This window comes from Flavobacterium taihuense (assembly GCF_019351435.1).
In the GTDB taxonomy this organism is placed as follows: domain Bacteria; phylum Bacteroidota; class Bacteroidia; order Flavobacteriales; family Flavobacteriaceae; genus Flavobacterium; species Flavobacterium taihuense.
Map to the genome: position 1 here is coordinate 1 of NZ_JAHWYN010000012.1, position 17229 is coordinate 17229.

At 35.3% G+C, this 17229-nt stretch carries 15 protein-coding genes; 4 read left to right on the forward strand and 11 right to left on the reverse strand.

All coding sequences use genetic code 11. The features are described from left to right. Positions 1-150: 150 nt before the first annotated feature. The 10 genes from argH to KZH69_RS13535 all read right to left on the reverse strand — a co-directional run bounded on the left by argH (position 151) and on the right by KZH69_RS13535 (position 11202). A complete protein-coding gene (argH, locus tag KZH69_RS13490; RefSeq protein ID WP_219318002.1) occupies positions 151-1431 on the reverse strand; it encodes an argininosuccinate lyase in 1281 nt (426 codons plus the stop codon). Between the two features lie 125 nt (positions 1432-1556). After that, positions 1557-2627 (reverse strand): M20 family metallo-hydrolase, encoded by a 1071-nt coding sequence (locus KZH69_RS13495; RefSeq protein WP_219318003.1) that lies wholly within the window; start codon positions 2625-2627, stop codon positions 1557-1559. A 54-nt stretch (positions 2628-2681) separates the two neighbouring features. After that, entirely contained in the window at positions 2682-3458 is a 777-nt protein-coding gene (gene argB / locus KZH69_RS13500; protein ID WP_219318004.1) for an acetylglutamate kinase, read from the reverse strand. A gap of 91 nt (positions 3459-3549) precedes the next feature. Beyond that, positions 3550-4509, reverse strand: coding sequence for an N-acetylornithine carbamoyltransferase (locus tag KZH69_RS13505; RefSeq protein ID WP_219318005.1), 960 nt, complete (start codon positions 4507-4509; stop codon positions 3550-3552). Between the two features lie 73 nt (positions 4510-4582). Next, entirely contained in the window at positions 4583-5344 is a 762-nt protein-coding gene (gene proB / locus KZH69_RS13510) for a glutamate 5-kinase (RefSeq protein WP_219318006.1), read from the reverse strand. A gap of 176 nt (positions 5345-5520) precedes the next feature. Next, positions 5521-6717 carry a glutamate-5-semialdehyde dehydrogenase gene (locus KZH69_RS13515; protein ID WP_219318007.1) on the reverse strand — a complete coding sequence of 399 codons (1197 nt, stop codon included), beginning with the start codon at positions 6715-6717 and terminating at the stop codon, positions 5521-5523. Positions 6718-6892: 175 nt separating this feature from the next. Then, positions 6893-8032: an aspartate aminotransferase family protein gene (locus KZH69_RS13520; protein ID WP_219318008.1), complete on the reverse strand. Its 1140-nt coding sequence runs from the start codon at positions 8030-8032 to the stop codon at positions 6893-6895. Between the two features lie 87 nt (positions 8033-8119). Then, positions 8120-9097, reverse strand: coding sequence for an N-acetyl-gamma-glutamyl-phosphate reductase (gene argC, locus KZH69_RS13525; RefSeq protein WP_219318009.1), 978 nt, complete (start codon positions 9095-9097; stop codon positions 8120-8122). A 144-nt stretch (positions 9098-9241) separates the two neighbouring features. Beyond that, positions 9242-10435 carry an argininosuccinate synthase gene (locus tag KZH69_RS13530; RefSeq protein ID WP_219318010.1) on the reverse strand — a complete coding sequence of 398 codons (1194 nt, stop codon included), beginning with the start codon at positions 10433-10435 and terminating at the stop codon, positions 9242-9244. Positions 10436-10563: 128 nt separating this feature from the next. Then, positions 10564-11202 carry a GNAT family N-acetyltransferase gene (locus KZH69_RS13535; RefSeq protein ID WP_219318011.1) on the reverse strand — a complete coding sequence of 213 codons (639 nt, stop codon included), beginning with the start codon at positions 11200-11202 and terminating at the stop codon, positions 10564-10566. Positions 11203-12042: 840 nt separating this feature from the next. Between KZH69_RS13535 and KZH69_RS13540 the strand changes: the two genes are divergently transcribed. From KZH69_RS13540 to KZH69_RS13555, 4 genes are all read left to right on the forward strand, one after another. Beyond that, positions 12043-13269, forward strand: coding sequence for an alpha/beta hydrolase-fold protein (locus tag KZH69_RS13540; RefSeq protein WP_219318012.1), 1227 nt, complete (start codon positions 12043-12045; stop codon positions 13267-13269). Positions 13270-13388: 119 nt separating this feature from the next. Continuing rightward, complete coding sequence (locus tag KZH69_RS13545; RefSeq protein ID WP_219318013.1) at positions 13389-13823, forward strand: DUF8479 domain-containing protein; 435 nt, start codon at positions 13389-13391, stop codon at positions 13821-13823. A gap of 217 nt (positions 13824-14040) precedes the next feature. Further along, entirely contained in the window at positions 14041-14697 is a 657-nt protein-coding gene (locus KZH69_RS13550) for a carbonic anhydrase (RefSeq protein ID WP_219318014.1), read from the forward strand. 11 nt (positions 14698-14708) lie between these two features. Continuing rightward, on the forward strand, positions 14709-15884 hold the full coding sequence (locus KZH69_RS13555) for a porin (protein ID WP_219318015.1): 1176 nt from the start codon (positions 14709-14711) through the stop codon (positions 15882-15884). 131 nt (positions 15885-16015) lie between these two features. Here KZH69_RS13555 and KZH69_RS13560 read toward each other — a convergent pair whose 3' ends face one another. Further along, positions 16016-17200: a hypothetical protein gene (locus tag KZH69_RS13560; protein ID WP_219318016.1), complete on the reverse strand. Its 1185-nt coding sequence runs from the start codon at positions 17198-17200 to the stop codon at positions 16016-16018. Positions 17201-17229: the final 29 nt, after the last annotated feature.

Here is a 17229-nt window from a genome sequence, read left to right on the forward strand (position 1 = left end):
AATAATTCGTCTTTGTCAATCATAACTATGTAATTTTAAAAATAGCAAAAAAGTTATTTCCAAAAAATATTTTTGAGCTTTTTAAATTAGCTCAAATATTTTTCAGAATAACTTTTCAACTTACACAGTTAGTGAGACACTACCTAAAGTTTAAAAACTTAGCTTCATTTTCTCTTTTATTTCCTCCAAACACAAATTATTAATACTTCCTTCGTGTGTGTGTTTCGTTTCTTTTGGAGATTGATAGGTTCCGTTTTCCAATTGCTCGGCAACGGCTTTGTAGGCGTCTCTAAATGGCATTCCCGCTACCACCATTTCGTTTAAGGTATCAACTGTAAACAGATAATTGTATTTTGGGTCATTCAGGATATTGTCTTTTACTGTGATGTCTTTGATAGAGAATATAGCAATATCCAAACAGGCTTTCAGGTTTTGAATAGCAGGAAACAATCCTTCTTTCAAAAGCTGTAAATCCCTGTGGTAACCGCTTGGAAGATTGTTGGTAATCAAAGTTATTTCATAAGGCAAGGCTTGAATTTTGTTGCATTTACCGCGAATCAATTCGAAAACATCTGGGTTTTTCTTGTGCGGCATGATGCTGGAACCTGTTGTAAGATGTGATGGTAAACCAATGAATCCAAAATTCTGACTCATGTATAAACACACATCCATAGAGAATTTTGCCAAAGTAGAGGCAACACTGCTCATGGCAAAAGCAACGGTTTTTTCTGATTTACCGCGACTCATTTGTGCGGCAACCGAATTGTATTTTAAAGTGTCAAAACCTAACTCTTTAGTCGTGAATGTTCGGTTTATGGGAAATGAACTTCCGTAACCCGCAGCAGAACCGAGTGGGTTTTGGTCCACAATTTTTAGAGCCGCATTTAGCATTGTGATGTCATCAATCAGGCTTTCGGCATAGGCGGAAAACCACATTCCGAAAGAGGAAGGCATTGCAATTTGAAGGTGTGTGTAACCCGGCAATAATACATTTTGGTATTTCTCTGCCGATTCCATCATTAAATCAAAAAGCATTTTTACCTGCTCTTTCAATTCTTTGACCACATCTTTAAGGTATAAATTTACATCGACCAAAACCTGATCGTTACGGGAACGTGCGGTGTGGATTTTTTTTCCGGCATCGCCAAGTTTTACTGTCAGTAAATATTCGATTTTGGAATGCACGTCTTCAAAACTGTCTTCAATTTCGAAATTCCCGTTGACTATGTCTTTTATGATTTCGTCTAATACTAAAACCAATGAAACGACTTCGGCATCTGTTAGCAGCCCAATTTGTCCTAACATTTTGGCATGGGCAATAGAACCTAATGCATCGTATTTGGCCAAAACCAAATCGAGTTCTCTATCGTTTCCTACTGTAAAATGTTCGATTTGTTTGTCAGTTGGTATTCCTTTTTCCCAAAGTTTCATAAGATGTTTTTTTTATTTCACAAAGATTCGCAGAGGAAGCTCAATCCCGATAAATATCGAGACACAAAAGATTGTAGCGGATAGCGGGATTAAGCTTCTTCCTTCGACTGCGCTCAGGATGATTATTATTGTTTCAAGAAGTCTCCAAGTATTTTGATGTATAACTGGATACCTTCTTCAATTTCGTCTATATATATAAATTCGTCTGCCGAGTGCGACCGAAGTGATTCTCCTGGCCCCAATTTCAGGGACTGGCAACTCAAAACCGATTGATCCGAAAGGGTAGGCGAGCCATAGGTAGTTCTTCCCAATGCGATTCCGGCTTGCACCAAACCGTGTGAAATGGGGATTGACGAAGCATTCAAATGCATCGAACGTGGTGTTATTTGTGCAGTTAAATTCTTGTTGACGGTTTCTAAAATCTCGACATTACTGTAACAGTCATTCACACGAATATCGACTACCAAATGGCATTCGGCGGGAACTACATTGTGTTGTTTTCCGGCATTGATTTGCGTAACGGTCATTTTTACAGGCCCTAAAACTTCCGATATTTTTTCGAATTGGTAGCTGTTGAACCATTGGATAACAGGCATTGCATTGTAAATAGGATTGTCAGGGTTATTGTGTGCCGCGTGGCTGGCAGTGCCTTTGACTACAAGATCGAGTACCAGCAGACCTTTTTCGGCAACGGCCAATTGCATTAATGTAGGTTCGCCCACGATGGCGCAATCCAACTCGGGTAAATGTTTTAAAACACTGTTAAGTCCTTTTTTGCCGCTGCTTTCTTCCTCGGCAGAGGCAACCATTACGATATTGTGTGATAGGCTTTTTTTGTCATAAAAATAAGTGAAAGTCGCCATAAGGGAAACCAAACATCCTCCAGCATCATTACTGCCCAATCCATATAATTTACCGTCTCTTTCGATAGCTTTGAACGGGTCATTGGTATAGCCTTGATTCGGTTTTACAGTGTCGTGGTGCGAGTTGAGTAGCAGTGTGGGTTTGGATTTATCAAAATGTTGGTTGTAAGCCCAAATGTTGTTGTTTTCCCGTTCGAATGGAATACTATTTTGACGGAACCAATTTTCGATTAACAGCGCTGTTTGGTCTTCTTCACTTGAAAAGGAAGGAGTTTCAATCAACGATTTTAATAGCGCAATGGCTTCTTGTGTAAGGGTTTCTATGTTCTTCATATATTTTCCTGAAACCTAACCCGCTTTAAAAACGGGTTAGGTTTGTTAGTGTTTTTATAATTCGATACTCGTATGGACTACTTCTGCGTTTTGCAACATTCTGTGGTGTCCAATTTTTATTTTCTGAACACCTTTGGACAAACTGTTGAAACAGTTGTCTAATTTAGGAATCATCCCGGAATGTATTGCTTTTTCGGCCTTTAATTTGGTATATAATTCATGGTTGATTTGTTCTATAACTGAGTTGTCATCCTCAGCATCATATAAAACACCCGGTTTTTCGAAACAATAGGTCAGGGTTACTTCAAAAACTTCCGATGCGGCAATGGCCAGTTCACTGGCAATCGTATCGGCATTGGTATTCAGTAATTGTCCTTTACCATCGTGTGTGATGGCGCAAAAAACTGGAGTTATTCCGCTTTTTAGCAGTGTTTCCAATAAAGGGGTATTTACTTTTTGTACATCGCCCACAAAACCATAATCGATAGTGGGGTGATTTCTTTTGGTAGACAGAATCAAATTTCCGTCGGCACCAGAAAATCCCATAGCATTGGTGTGATTTCCCTGCAATTGAGCCACTACATTTTTGTTGATTTCACCTGCATAAATCATTACCACTACGTCTAGCATTGGGGTATCGGTGATGCGGCGTCCATCGATCATTTGGGGCACTAATCCAATACTTTGAGCCATCTTGGTAGCTGATTTTCCACCACCGTGAACGAGAACTTTGTATCCTTCAATTTTAGAAAAATCAGTAAGGAATTGTGCCAATTCGGCTGGATCGTCGATGATGTTGCCACCTATTTTTATGATTGATAATGGAGTCATATTGATAATGGAGTCATATTGATTTATGATTGTTGATTAACGATTTTAGATTTGTGTTTACTAAAATGTCTATTATCTATTTGTCTATGTTCTATTTTCTTTTCTCTAATTTTTTCAAAATCTTTTGCAATACCAATTGAGCTGAATAGGTTCTGTTATTGGCTTGTTGTATCACAATCGAATTTTCACTGTCAATTACTTCATCTGTTACAATTACGTTACGTCTTACAGGCAAACAGTGCATGAATTTGGCATTGTTGGTCCCTTTCATTTTATCGGCAGTAATTGTCCAATTTGGGTCGGAATTAGTGATTTTACCGTATTCTTTATAGTTACTCCAATTTTTGGCATAAATATAATCAGCATTTTCAAAAGCTTTGTCTTGGTCGTATTCGATTTTAGAATCTTTGGTGATTTCAGGATTTAATTCATAACCCTCTGGATGTGTAATCACAAAATCCATTTCGGTTTGCAATTGCATCATTTCTACAAATGAATTAGGTACGGCCTGAGGTAACGCTCTCGGGTGCGGTGCCCATGACAATACCACTTTTGGGCGGTGCTTGGTCTTGTGTTCTTCCATCGTGATAGCATCGGCAAGGGATTGCAATGGATGTCCTGTTGCACTTTCCATATTTAGAATTGGCACAGTAGCGTATTTCAAGAAACCACTCATTACTGTTTCGGCATTGTCTATTTCTTTGTCAACCAAACCAGCAAAAGCTCTGATAGCAATGATGTCGGCATATTGAGAAACCACTTCGGCTGCTTCTTTGATATGTTCTGATGCGCCTTGATCCATAATGGTTCCGTCTTCGAATTCGAGAGTCCAGCCCTCGCTTCCAAAGTTCATTACCATTACATTCATGCCCAAGTTTATTGCCGCTTTTTGGGTACTCAAACGTGTTCTTAAACTCGAGTTGAAAAACAACATTACTAAGGTTTTGTTTTTTCCTAGTTTCTTATTCTTAAGTGGATTTTGTTTTATTTTTATCGCTTGTTTCACCCATTTTTGGAGTGAGTCTATTTCTTTTATTGAGGTAAAGTTCATGGTTTTTTTCTTTAGTTATCCGTTAATTTGTTTAATCGATTAACCGAATTAACGATTAACAAAATAAACATTTTTAAACAATCTTTGTAAATGCAATTTCATTATTCAAAGCCTTCAGCATAAAATTATCTTCCAGTCCATTTACAATCCATGTTTCGATGTTCGCAGCTTTGGCAATGGCAGCCGAATCGATTTTGGATTGCATACCGCCTGTTCCGTGAGACGATTTTTTGTCGCCAATTTCTTTTTGCAACAGCGATAAATCGATTACCAATTCTATTGTTTTTGGAACTTCATCGTTTATTGATGATTTGGTGTAAATTCCGTTGGTATTTGTTGCAATAATCAGAATATCAACATTTAATAAAACAGCTGTTAAGGCCGCCAATTTATCATTATCCCCAAATTTGATTTCGTCAGTTGCCACTGTATCATTTTCATTGATAATAGGTATATAACTGTTTTTGACTAATACATTGATGGTGTTTACGATGTTGACTTTGGATTGTTGTTTTTCAAAATCAGAGTAGGAGAGTAGGCACTGGGAAATATGCAAACCTAAATCACTGAAATTCTCATGGTAAATTCGCATCAAATGTGGCTGTCCAATCGATGCCAAGGCTTGTTTTACAAAAACATCCTGATCATTGTTGTCCAGTTTTACAAATTGTTTGGCGGCAGCAATTGCTCCTGAACTCACAATAATGAATTCGTATTCGTCTTGTAAAGCGGCTATTTGCACCCCAATGTCTTCAATTTTTCCTCTCGAAATATGATTGGTTTCTTTGGTTAAGGTGTTACTGCCTAACTTTAGTAATATTCTTTTTTTAGCCATTTTTATGTTTTTTTACCGCTTGAGGATTTTACCGCAAGGGGCGCAAAGGTTTAATATTTGGAACACATAAAAGCGCAATGTTCGCAAAGCTTTATCTTCCTAAAAATCTTTATTCTATGTTCTTTTCTCTTTATTCTGAAATCAAAAATCGTTAATCAACAATCTGCAATCTTATCTTATCTTATTTGTCCGTCACCATAAATATACCATTTATTGGTCACCAAATGTTGTAATCCAATGGGACCGCGTTGGTGCAATTTATCAGTGCTAATCGCTAATTCTCCACCAAGGCCAAATTGTCCTCCATCGGTAAATCGGGTAGAAGCGTTTTGATACACCGCTGCCGTATCCACGTTTTCCATGAATTCTTGAGCAATGGCATCATTTTGAGTGATGATGGAAGCCGAATGTCCACCACAATATTTGTTTATTTTTTCAATCGCTTCTTCATCAGAATTTACAACTCCGATAACAATTTTATAATTCAAAAATTCTTCGTACCAGATTTCCTCGTTTTCAATTGCAGGCACCTGAGTTGCATTTGCGAAAGCGGTATCGCCTAAAATTTCAACATTATATTTTTTTAATTCTGCTACCAATTCCGTTGCAAAAACTTGCCAATTAGGTAATTTAGTGTCAATCAAAACTTTGTCTAAGGCATTGCAAACACCAATATTGGTTGTTTTTCCGTTGATGATAATGTCAAGCGCTTTTTTCAAATCGGCTTCTTGATTTACATAAACAAAGTTATTTCCTCGTCCGCTTACTATTACAGGACAAGTAGCGTGTTTTTTAGTAAATTCAATTAATTGTTCTCCGCCGCGAGGTACGATTAAATCGACTTTTTGCGTTGGTTTTTCTAAGAAAGCTTGCGTTTCAACACGGTTGTAATTCAAGTATTCTACCCAATTTGTATCAATTTCATTTTCCTCTAAGGCTTGGTGCCAAAGCGAAACAATTTTCAAATTGGATAACAAAGATTCTTTACCGCCTTTCAACAAGATTTTATTTCCGGATTTGAATGCAATTCCTCCCGCTTCAACAGTAACATCAGGTCGGGATTCGTAAATAATCATTATTGTTCCGAAAGCAGCAGTTTTATTAGTTACTTTCATTCCGTTTTCGTGAGTAAAATCAAAACGAATTTGTCCCACAGGATCTTCCTGACTAGCCAATTGTTGCATAGACAAAATCATGCCATCAATTTTAGTATCATCAACTAGTAAACGTTTCTCCATAGCTAAATCCTCTCCAGAATAATTGCTCATATCCTGTTGATTAATCGCTTTAATGTTGGCTCTTTCTTGTTCTAAGAGTACAGCCATTCGATTCAGAACTGCGTTTCTTTTTTCTATGGATAATAAATGGTTCATTGGTTTTTTGGTTAATAAAGCAAAAAATAAAATTTAAAACATATAAATCATATAAGTTTATTTTAAGCTAGTTGGTTGTTAAAAAAGTGAACCATATAAGTTATATAAGTTTTTGTAATTTACTCTTTTTTTGTTCAGTTTAAATGAACTTATATGACTTATATGGTAATTAATTTTACGCTTTCAATTCAGCTAAGCTTTCTTTTAATGCAACTATAAATGTATCAATAGCTTCCTTTTTGACCGTCAAAGGCGGAAGGATTCTCAATAGATTTTTATTGTTGGCACTTCCTGTGAAAATCAGTTTTTCGACAATCAGTTTTTTGCGTAAAGCACCCACTTCAAAGTCAAATTCCACGCCCAACATCAATCCTTTTCCTTTCACTTTGACAATTTCAGGAACTTGTCTAATTGCTTCAAGAAAATAGGCGTAAACGTCATTTACATTGTCTATCAGTTTTTGATTTTCGATTACATCCAAAACGGCAATACCAGCGGCGCAAGCAAGATGACTTCCTCCAAAGGTAGTTCCCAGCAATCCGTGACTAGCGGTGAATTTTGGAGAAATCAAGATTCCACCAATCGGGAAACCGTTCCCCATTCCTTTGGCAAGCGTAATAATATCCGGTTTAATATTGTGGTGTTGGAAAGCAAAAAACTTTCCGCTTCTTCCATAACCTGATTGTACTTCGTCCAAAATCAAAACTGTTTCGTATTGACTGCAAAGTTTCTCCAATCCTTGGAAAAACTCGGTTGTTCCTTCGTCCAATCCACCAACTCCTTGAATTCCTTCAATAATAACGGAGCAGACATCACCTTTTTTCAATTCGGCTTCCACCAAATCAAGATTGTTCAATGGCAAGAAAGTAACCACTTGCTGTGCATTGATTGGAGCGACAATTTTTTTGTTGTCGGTTACGGCAACAGCTGCCGAAGTTCTTCCGTGGAAAGAGTTGTCAAAAGCAATCACTCTCGACTTTCCGTTATGGAAAGAAGCAAGTTTTAGCGCATTTTCATTGGCTTCAGCCCCAGAACTGCATAAGAATAAGCTGTATTCCTCGCATCCTGAAAGTTTGCCTAATTTTTCTGCCAATTCCACTTGCAATGGATTTTGAATGGCATTCGAATAAAATCCCAGATTGTCCAATTGATTTTTCAGTTTGGCTACATAATCCGGTTGTGTGTGTCCTATCGAAATTACTCCGTGGCCACTGTATAAGTCTAAATATTCCACACCATTTTCATCTGTAATTGTGCAATCTAGAGCTTTTACAGGAGTGATGTTGTATAATGGGTAAACGTCAAATAAGTTCATTTTTATTTAGTTTTTGGTTGGTTGTTGCTGGTTGTTGGTTAAGTTGGTGCTTCCATCAACTTTTGACCAACAACCATCAACTTTATATTAAAATCCGCTTGGTTTCAAATGCAATCCCGTACTTTCTTCCAATCCAAACATTAAATTCATGTTTTGGATGGCTTGTCCTGAGGCGCCTTTTACTAAATTATCGATTACCGAAGTAATCAAAATCCGGTTTCCTTTTTTTACTAAACTAATAATGCATTTATTTGTCTGAACCACCTGTTTCATATTGATGCCAGTTGTGGTAACCGTTACAAAAGGCTGATTTTTATAGAATAATTCGTATTTGGTAACAATATCTTCTAAACTTTCATTGCAAATGGTATATAATGTTGCAAAAATTCCCCTTGGAAAATCCCCTCTGTTTGGAATGAAAAGCAATTCGTTTTTGTAATCATTCTGCAATTGGTGTAAACTTTCTGAAATTTCGCCCAAATGTTGGTGATCAAAAGCTTTGTAATGCGACATATTGTTGTTTCTCCAACTGAAATGTGACGTTTCTGCAAGTCCAACTCCAGCTCCGGTGCTTCCGGTTGTGGCGTTGATATGCACATCGCTGTTCAATAATTTGGCTTCTGCCAATGGCAATAAAGCCAATTGAATAGCAGTGGCAAAACAACCAGGATTAGCGATGAACTGAGCGTTTTTAATCGCCGCTTTGTTCAATTCAGGTAAGCCGTAAACGAATTTTTTACCATCAAAAACTTCATCTTTGTGCAATCTGAAATCATTTCCTAAATCAATGATTTTGGTGTGGCTTGCAAACTGATTTTCGGTCAAAAATGTTTTTGATTTTCCGTGTCCCAAACACAAGAAAACCACATTTACATTAGGGTTTACAGTATCGGTAAAGTTCATTTCGATATCGCCCAACAAATCGTGGTGCGCTACTGAAAGCGGTTTGCCAGCATTAGTTGTACTGTATACAAAATCGAGTTTGGCATTGGGATGAAACATCAATATTCTGATGAGTTCTCCAGCAGTATAACCTGAACCTCCAATTATTCCAACATTAATCATAATTTTTACTTTTAATTTTTTTTATTTCACCATTAAGAAATTAAGTCTCATTAAGCTTAATGTCTCTTAATTTCTTAATGGTTTAAAAAAAGGAGTGAAAGTTTTTATAAAAACTTCAATTTTTATATTTTCTTTTAATGAAAATTACTCGTAAGTTTCATTGTTTACAGATGAGAAGATATTTTGGGCATTACCAAGTATTTTGATAAATCCTTTCGCATCGTCAGAAGTCCAAGCATTGTTCATTTCTCCGTATTGGCCAAAACCAGTGTTCATCAAATCATTTTTGGACTCAATTCCGTCCAACGAGAAGTGGTATGGTTTCAAGGAAACAGTTACGGTTCCGTTTACCGTTTTTTGTGTGTCTTCTAGGAAAGTTTCGATGTTTCTCATTACTGGATCCAAAAACTGACCTTCGTGAAATAACATTCCGTACCAGTTTCCTAGTTGTTCTTTCCAGTATTGTTGCCATTTACCAAGAGTGTGTTTCTCCAATAAATGGTGCGCTTTGATAATGATTAAAGGAGCGGCGGCCTCAAAACCAACTCTTCCTTTGATTCCAATAATGGTGTCTCCCACGTGAATATCTCTACCAATAGCGTAAGCACTAGCTAATTTTTCTAAAACTACAATATTGTTTGAAGGTTTGTCAGCTTTTCCATTTACAGCAACTAATTCCCCTTTTAGGAATTCTAACGTAACTTTTTCTTCACCTTCTTTTTGCAATTGCGATGGATACGCTTCACTAGGTAATGGTTGTCCTGAAGTTAAAGTTTCTTTTCCTCCAACACTTGTTCCCCATAAACCTTTGTTGATAGAATATTGTGCTTTTTCCCAAGAATAGTGAACACCATTTTTTGCTAAATAATCCACTTCTTCTTGTCTTGAAAGTTTCAAGTCACGAATAGGAGTGATGATTTCGATTTCGGGAGCAATGGTTTGGAAAATCAAGTCAAAACGAATTTGGTCATTTCCGGCACCGGTACTTCCGTGAGCGATAGCAGTCGCACCAACAGATTTGGCATATTTTATGGCTTCGATAGCTTGAAAAACACGCTCAGCACTTACTGATAATGGGTAAGTATTGTTTTTTAATACATTTCCATAAATCAAATATTTGATTGCTTTGTCATAATATTTATCAACGATAGTTAGGTTGGCGTGCTTTGCGCTTCCTAACTCGTAAGCTCTGTCTTCAATCGCCTTTAGTTCGGCATCGTCAAAACCACCAGTGTTAATCAATACGGTATGAACTTCATATCCTTTTTCATTTTTCAAATATTTAAGACAATAAGAAGTGTCTAATCCTCCGCTGTATGCTAATACTACTTTTTTCATGGTCATTGTGGTTTTTCTTTTTTCTTAATTCTCTCCGAGGATGAATTTGAGGAAAAGAATTATGTTTATATTGGTATGTTTATTTGTTTTCTTTATTGTTTTTTAGACTGCATTCTGAAATCTAAATTCTAACTTTTCTCTTTCTCTTTTTGAGGGGACAAAAACAAAGCTTGTTTTATGGCTTTCAATCGGTTTAAGATTTTTACATTAAAAGGGTGTTTGGGTGGGTCTTTCGGTTTTTCTTTCGGGTCAAAAAGCATTCCGGTGCACAAACACATTTTATAGTCTTTACTTTTTAGTATTTCAAAGTTGGTGCAGGTTTGGCACCCTTTCCAAAAACTAGGGTCGTTGGTTAATTCTGAAAAAGGAACTGGTTTATAACCCAAATCCGAATTTATTTTCATTACCGCCAATCCTGTTGTGATTCCGAATACTTTGGCGTCCGGATATTTTTGCAGCGAATAATCGAATACAAATGATTTTATTTTTTTTGCCAATCCTAAATTTCTGTAATCCGGATGTACGATTAAGCCAGAGTGCGCCACAAACTGACCGTGCTGCCAACTTTCGATATAACAAAAACCAGCAAATATTCCGTTGTTAAGCGCTATAACAGCATCACCTTTTTCCATTTTTTTCTGGATGTATTCCGGTGTTCTTTTGGCAATTCCAGTACCTCTCAACAGGGCAGATGATTCTATTGTATCGCATATTTCCTGTGCATACTTATAATGTTCTTCCTGAGTTACTACAATAGAAATATTCATTTCAATAGTTATATTTTAGGTTAAAAAATGCACTGCAATCCAATTTGAAATGTTCTGGTTTTGTATTATCAAATATAAGATAAATGCAAGAAAGTACAATCCAAGATATTGAATTACAGATAGATAAATTTTGTTTGGTGGTATTTTTTGGATGTATAAATCCAAATAAAAATGGAAATAATTTCAAAACGATAAAATAAGGAAATGAATAAATATATTACTAATACACTTTGGAAGCTATAGTTATAGCATCCGTACTTCGGGAGAAGTCGTAGGTGTGATTATCCGAGAGATAAATGTTATATATGTTCCTATATTTTTCATTGGTGCAAATGTATAATTATTTTTCGAACCAAATACTAAAATTTTTGTAAAAGTCAAATTTTTAACAAATAAGATTGTTTTTGTATTAAAAAAGAAAATTTGGTTCGAAAAGCTATTTTTTTTTGTTATATTTTTTTTTTCGACCTGTGTGTGGCTTTTGATTAGATAATTAGGTTTCAAAATTATTTACTTCGTCAATTCGCAAAAAATCGTTTCGGCTTGTCCCCATTGAGAAAAGGAGCTTATTTATTGGTGCCGTGTATATAGTACCTATCCTCAACTGCGTCGAGCTATACACTTACTTCGGTAGCTAGTTTCTATCCTTCGCGTATGCCAGCTTTCGGAAAAACAGAAAGTTTTCAGGTTAAAAGTGTCTAACAAATCAGAGGTTCTTTTTTAAATTTGTAAGAGATATTAGTATATTTGAAAAATATTAATGAGTCTTCACTACTCTATTCTAGTACTAGAGTTAAAGGAAGATTTTATTTAGTATATAACGTTTATATGCAATTTTTAATGCGCAGAATATTTATGAAAAATATTTTTTACCTTCTAATGGTTCTTCCTTTATTTAGTTTTGGACAAGAACCTAGTCAAATCGACAAGAAAATATCTATTGGAACAATACAAACAATTCATTCGGCCATATTGAATGAAAAAAGAGAAATACTGATTTATGTTCCCAGCTCGGGAGGTGGTGGCAGTGCAACTAGATATCCGGTTATGTACCTTTTAGATGGTTATTCTTTTTTTCATTCGGTAACCGGTATGTCACAATATTTGAGTGCTATTGGTAAGATGCCAGAAATGATTATTGTAGCCATAGTTAATACTGATAGAGTTAGAGATCTTACACCCACTCATTCGATATCATGGTCAGATGGAGGACAAGATGAAAATTTTTTAAAGAATTCTGGTGGAGGTGAGAAGTTTATTTCATTTATTCAAAAGGAGTTGATTCCTTATATTGATGCTACCTACAAAACAGAACCTTATCGAATGTTTGTTGGTCATTCGTTAGGTGGACTAACCGTTATAAATACTTTAATTAATCATGCTGAGTTGTTCAACTCTTATGTTGCGATTGATCCGAGTCTATGGTGGGATAATCAAGTCTTAATTAAGAAGGCTGAGCAAGTTCTAAAGAAAAATGATTATACGGGCAAGAGCCTCTTTTTTGCCGCTGCAAATACTAAGGAAAAAGGAATGAACATTATGCAAGATGGTATTAATGGTAATAAGCCTGCTATTGACAAGCTCAATTTCCAGGAAATACTAAAAAACAATAAGAAAGACGGTCTTATCTGGGATTGGAAATTTTATCCTGACGACAATCATTCTTCGGTTCCGCTTATCTCCGAATACGATGCTTTGCGCTCAGTTTTTAAAAAGTATGAATTAGATAAAGAATTGAGTGATACTACAATCACGATGGAGTATATAAAAAGACATTACAATACCTTGTCTTCTATGCTAAAGTATACTTTACTTCCTGCACAAAGTACTATTAACCTATTGGGGTATAATTTTTTGGCAAGTAAGCATTATGAGAAAGCGTACAGTTTTTTTAAAATGAATATTGATAATTATCCATTAAGTTCAAACGCATATGATTCAATGGGTGATTTTTATGTTGAGAAGGATGATACAAAAAAGGCTATAGAAGCATTTGAAAAGGCATTGTCCTTGAAAGAAATTCCAGAAACTAGAAAGAAACTTGAGAAGCTGAAAGCAAACAAGTAAAATAAGATTTTAACGTCACTATTTTGAGTATGCCCTAAGTTTTGCTGGCGCAAATATTTCACTTTTGGTAAAAACAGGGAAATTTAAAATTTAGTTGTAAATATAAAATACCGCTAGCAATGGAAGAAAAACAAAGAAAAAAGAAACTGCTCATTCGAAAAATAATCAAAATCATTTTAGTAATAATTTTGATAGGTGTCGCTCAATACTATTTTGAAAAGGAAAAACCTGCCAGTAATGAACTCAAGGCCTTGGTAGCCAAATATAATACCGTTTGTCCCATAATGATTAGCGATGATATTCGTATGGAAAGCGTAAATATATTACCTAATAATACAATTCAATACGATTTTACTTTGGTACATGTTCAAAAAGATAATAATATTGATTTTATTACTTTGAAAAAGTCTGTAGAAAATGAAATATTGGCAAGTTCGAAAACAAATCCAAGTCTTCAGGCTTTTAGAGACAATGATTCCACCGTGATTTATCACTATATGGACAGCAACGGAAAGAATCTGTTTGTTGTTACTTTGACTCCCGAAATGTACTAATAAAGTCTATTTGTCTGCTAATTCATAACAAAACATATTAACAATATCGTTTGAGAATAATAATCAATTTCTTTAGATACAATTAATCCGCCAAATATGATAAATATCAATATTTGACTAGTTTCATGTCCCTACATTTACAACCTCATTGAAAAGGATAAGTTTGTCTAAATTTTTCTGGATAGACTTAGGTTTGTTACAATTTAGGAAAACTATCATGATTAAAAAAGGACTGCTTTATCTACTATTTATAAGCGCATTATCAGCTTGTAATCACCCTGAAAATAACAATTTATCGCCACTTCAAAAACTCGAAGAGGGAAGCAGACGCTTCGCTTCGGGTAAACCCGTGCATCCCGACGAAACCCTCGAAAGAATTCGGGAGCTTAAAAAAGGACAGCACCCATTTGCCATTGTTGTAAGTTGTTCGGATTCCAGAGTACCAGCCGAACTTGTTTTTGACCAAGGTCTGGGTGATATATTTTCCATTAGAACGGCAGGAAATGTGATTGGAGATTACGAATTGGGAAGTTTGGAATATGCGGTCGAACATTTGAACTGTAAATTGATTGTGGTTATGGGACACAAAGATTGTGGTGCCATAAAGGCTTTTATCAATTCCAAAGGGCATTATGACCATGCGGATCACATTAAGAACATAATCAATTATATCGAAGACGAGAACGAGGAAAAAAATCTAACCAGTGCCGATAAATTATCAATTGATAAAGCTATAGATGCCAATATTGCTCACGGTGTTGCTTTTTTAAGAGGTGCTGAACCAATTTTAAAAGAACGTTTTGTCCAAAATAAAATTACGATTATCGGTGCTTTGTATGACATTGAATCCGGTAAAGTGACTTTCAAAAAATAAAATATCTTATAATGAAAAAGTACTTTATTTATTGGACACTTCTTTTATTACCCATTTTTACTTTTGCACAAAAACAAACACAGGAAGGAAATTCAGTCGTAACTCCTTTGATACCAACTTCAAAACTATCCTTGTTAAAAGATGTGGATGTTGTCTTTAATACCCGTATGGCTTTTGATAACTATTTTGTCGATGGTAATCATACCAATTCTCTTTTTTCGGTGAACCAATTCCGTTTTGAAGTGAAAGGAAAAATTCATGACAAAGTTTCTTTTCGATTCCGAAACCGATACACCAAAATTGCCGATCCAAGTACTGTGGACAACATCAGCCGTTCGGTGGATATGGCATATGTCGCTATTGATATCGCTCCGCAAACGAAACTGACAATAGGGAAAATGATTGGTGATTGGGGAGGTTACGAACTCTTGACGAATCCAATCGAAATTTTATCTTATAACACTATTAATGATAAAGGAGACAATTTTTTGGTGGGAGCAGCTCTTTCGTATGCATTAAACGATCATAAAAATAAGTTTAATCTACAGCTGTTGAATTCCAGAACTAAAACTTTTCAAGAGCAGTTTGGAACAACGGTGCCTCCTGGAATTACTACTACCAAAATACCTTTGGCTGCAGTAGGAAATTGGAAAGGCAGTTTTTTTGACGGTAAATTGGAAACTACCTATAGCTACAGTTATTTTATTGATGCCGAAAATACCAACCGAAATTTTATTTCTCTTGGGAATAAATACAAAAGCAATAAATTGGTATTGTATTATGATTTTCAATACAGTAAAGAGGATTTAGATCAAAAAGGAGTTGTTTCAAATATCATTAAAAGCAAGTATCCTTATGCGGCTCAAGATGTTTTCTATATTGAAAACTGGATTAGGGCAGAATATCAGATTCGCGCAAAAGTAAATTTGTTGCTTACTCTTATGAATGACAATTCTTACTGGAACGGCAATCCAGATATTAGTAAAGAAAACCATTTATTGGCTTCTTATGGTATTATCCCAACAATAGAATATTCTCCTTTCACCGATTTTAATATGAAGTTTTACGTAGGTTATGTTGCTAAAAAATACAATTATTCTGCTTATGCTGAAAATAATTTTAATGCAATCGATGGGACGATTGGACAACTCAGTTTTGGTATAATTGCACCGTTGTTGGTATTATAAAAATAAGAGTGTTTGTTTAACTGCAAAGGGGGCAAAGAATTTTGCAAAGTTCACTAAACTTTGCGGTTAATTTTAAGATATAAAAAAAGCAACTCAATTTTGAGTTGCTTTTTTAGTAATATTTAAAGGTCTTATTTCCTAAACTGATTGTTAGTGATAACTCCATTGATTTTTGATTTTAAATCCTCGCCAGTATCATAAACCATTTGTTCACTGGTAGGAAAAGGAACTATTTTGTTGTAAAAATTGGGGCCGTAATTATCATCGGCAGCACGAGGATCACCTTTGTAAGTCGCAAAAGTACTTTCAAAAACGAACTGACTTGTAATTGGGAATGATCCTATAGATTGTTTAGTTTTATTGTCAACGTAGTCTACTTTGGCCGTGATTTGACACGATTTAAATTGTTTGACTTCGTTAATTTTTACCATAGCATTAATCGTGTTATCAATCATTATAGGTTTTCCTTGATTGTCCAAAGCGATTTTTCCATTAGCATCGAGTTGTTTTCTTTTCCCGTCAACTACTTGACGTTCTTTTGTGAATTCTCTTTCTTTTATTTGTTCTGGAGAAATTAAAATCGATCTGAAGTTAATGAGCATACCGTAATCGTAGGTAATGTCTTTTTGTTTTTCGCTATGATAAATAGTCCATTTGTCATTCAAATTATAACTTTTGAAATCCAATAAGTCGTTTTGAAGTTCCACAGGGATAATCATATTGGTTTCATTTTTTGTGTATACAATCACATAGTCAGTTCCCTTCAACTGAACTTCATCAAGCATATCGGCAATATCCTTGTAGTTATGATTTATTTTGTCCAAATAGATTAAATCATCATAAACCCTGCGGTAATTCATTTTGTCTTTGGTCAGCATCAAAGCTTTTGCATTGGTGTACAAATAATTGGATAAAGCATTTTTGCTGCTGATGATTTGGTCATTATAATCATCAAATGGGAAAATAGCATTTCTTTCTTCTTTGATTAATTTTAGAGGAAGCAATGGTTTAATTTTCTCTTGACGATCATGTAACGCCAAATAGGTATTGTAAATTTTTTCTAAATTACGTGGATTGTTCTCTTTTTTCAAAAAAGAAACGGTGTTCAAATCTCGTTCTTTGACTTTGGCGAAAGCCTCTTCAAGCAAATAGATATAGTCTTGTTTTCCTTTCTTATCTTTATTGGAACGTAAATTGGAAAGTGCGATGTCAATTGCGGCGTCATAATTTCCGGATGCCAAATTGTTTTGGGTTTGTTTTACACCACAAGAAGTAATTATTGTAAAAAATGCAATTATAAGAGTAATTTTTTTCATTTTATGGAGGTAATGAATTAGGTCAATTA

What these genes read in the sequence shown, in the direction of transcription:
- argH (WP_219318002.1), bottom strand. Translation starts at nt 1,431, where the DNA reads ATGAAACTTTGGGAAAAAGGAATACCAACTGACAAACAAATCGAACAT.
- KZH69_RS13495 (WP_219318003.1), bottom strand. Translation starts at nt 2,627, where the DNA reads ATGAAGAACATAGAAACCCTTACACAAGAAGCCATTGCGCTATTAAAA.
- argB (WP_219318004.1), bottom strand. Translation starts at nt 3,458, where the DNA reads ATGACTCCATTATCAATCATAAAAATAGGTGGCAACATCATCGACGAT.
- KZH69_RS13505 (WP_219318005.1), bottom strand. Translation starts at nt 4,509, where the DNA reads ATGAACTTTACCTCAATAAAAGAAATAGACTCACTCCAAAAATGGGTG.
- proB (WP_219318006.1), bottom strand. Translation starts at nt 5,344, where the DNA reads ATGGCTAAAAAAAGAATATTACTAAAGTTAGGCAGTAACACCTTAACC.
- KZH69_RS13515 (WP_219318007.1), bottom strand. Translation starts at nt 6,717, where the DNA reads ATGAACCATTTATTATCCATAGAAAAAAGAAACGCAGTTCTGAATCGA.
- KZH69_RS13520 (WP_219318008.1), bottom strand. Translation starts at nt 8,032, where the DNA reads ATGAACTTATTTGACGTTTACCCATTATACAACATCACTCCTGTAAAA.
- argC (WP_219318009.1), bottom strand. Translation starts at nt 9,097, where the DNA reads ATGATTAATGTTGGAATAATTGGAGGTTCAGGTTATACTGCTGGAGAA.
- KZH69_RS13530 (WP_219318010.1), bottom strand. Translation starts at nt 10,435, where the DNA reads ATGAAAAAAGTAGTATTAGCATACAGCGGAGGATTAGACACTTCTTAT.
- KZH69_RS13535 (WP_219318011.1), bottom strand. Translation starts at nt 11,202, where the DNA reads ATGAATATTTCTATTGTAGTAACTCAGGAAGAACATTATAAGTATGCA.
- KZH69_RS13540 (WP_219318012.1), top strand. Translation starts at nt 12,043, where the DNA reads ATGCGCAGAATATTTATGAAAAATATTTTTTACCTTCTAATGGTTCTT.
- KZH69_RS13545 (WP_219318013.1), top strand. Translation starts at nt 13,389, where the DNA reads ATGGAAGAAAAACAAAGAAAAAAGAAACTGCTCATTCGAAAAATAATC.
- KZH69_RS13550 (WP_219318014.1), top strand. Translation starts at nt 14,041, where the DNA reads ATGATTAAAAAAGGACTGCTTTATCTACTATTTATAAGCGCATTATCA.
- KZH69_RS13555 (WP_219318015.1), top strand. Translation starts at nt 14,709, where the DNA reads ATGAAAAAGTACTTTATTTATTGGACACTTCTTTTATTACCCATTTTT.
- KZH69_RS13560 (WP_219318016.1), bottom strand. Translation starts at nt 17,200, where the DNA reads ATGAAAAAAATTACTCTTATAATTGCATTTTTTACAATAATTACTTCT.